Source organism: Alcanivorax hongdengensis A-11-3, from assembly GCF_000300995.1.
Classification (GTDB): Bacteria; Pseudomonadota; Gammaproteobacteria; order Pseudomonadales; family Alcanivoracaceae; genus Alcanivorax; species Alcanivorax hongdengensis.
In genome coordinates this window covers 1-1,303 of record NZ_AMRJ01000072.1, presented here as the reverse complement: position 1 = coordinate 1,303, position 1,303 = coordinate 1, and the positions used below count along the sequence as shown (strand labels likewise).

The window sequence follows — 1,303 nt, the reverse complement described above, 5'->3', positions numbered from 1 at the left end:
GAAGTGTCCGCAGTAACGGGGTAGAACCCCCTGAAGAAATGCAATGCAGTAAATGGTCGATGACTAGCTGGGTTTCCGGGTTGATAGAAACCCCTAAATATTCCAATAGATCTGTTTTTAGGCGCGCCGTATTTCTGAAATCAAGAATATTCGCTTGTGACCGAAATGCATCGGCACGGTAAACAGCGTACAATTCATCGGCGGTGTGCCATTTCTCTTCATCCCCAAAGGCGGGGAAGCATGCAGCCTGGCGCAGGTCATTTATCGCGTTCTTAAAGTCTGTTCTATCCCGCCATTTATCATAATTTTCACACAAGACATAAAAGGCATCACTGCTTGCGCGTTTCGTATCATCTGTGGGGCGATACTGCTCTGCGAGATATAGCATCCTGTCAACTAGGTGTCTGGCATTCGGTCGTCGTCTTATGCCTAGGTTGTCGATGAAAGTCTGGGCTGATCGCGTTGGGGGGGTTCGATCAGTGTCTAGCCATAAGTGACGTGCATCGCCAAGTATCCTTACAAGTTCGTCCGTTCTACGATAAGTATCCACTGGGCGAGACCACCCACCATCTTGCGTGGGCACCATCGACAGTGATCCCAGTAGTCGCAGAATGTCATTGTCGTTAATCAGTGAAGAATGATTCGCAAGTTCACTGATAATACGATTGTACTGGGATGGTTCGGTAGGGCCGTCGTCGCCAAAAAAATTTGGCAATACGGTTTGTACGAACGTTTCGATTGTCTGGGTCTTCACTCCCAGCTTGGTTGTTAAGAAAAGCCGGGCTGATTCCGTGAGTGTGCTGGTATCCAGCAAGGCTGCTTGGCCGGTTGGGTCAGTGAAATTACCAGGAAGTAGTGCCTGAGTGCCACTCACCAGGCCGCCGCTTGATTTCCATATTGGTAGACCGAGTAGCTTCTGATACGTGTCACTTTTGGAGTTTGCCAGATGATCAATATCGGCAAAAAGAGAGTAGAGGTCGCGTAGAGGGTTTGGGTCTACGCTGATAATTTCCTCAATTGGCCTAGATTCACTCAACGAGCCGATATGCGACACTATTGAATCTAGGTTGAGCTGATCTACTAGCCGAATAATTCTGGGGAAATTTGCGAGGAGATGAGAGGCAACTGCAAGCCGAGGAAGTAATTCCGCAATATCAGCAGGATTCAGGCCAGAAGGTGCTATGAAGGATTGCTTGGTTGTTACTAAAAAGAGATCCTCTGTAACAATCAGAGGTAAGTCTAGAAATTTTCGGACAACGGGGGTCACCGCTGCTGAATCGCCACCAGTTTACTAGACACCTTT

At 48.1% G+C, this 1,303-nt stretch carries 1 protein-coding gene; it reads right to left on the bottom strand.

What is annotated here, in order from left to right; all coding sequences use genetic code 11:
* Positions 1 to 1,267: hypothetical protein (locus A11A3_RS17880; protein WP_202802700.1), on the bottom strand; the 1,267-nt coding region annotated here is incomplete at its 3' end.
* Positions 1,268 to 1,303 lie beyond the last annotated feature (36 nt).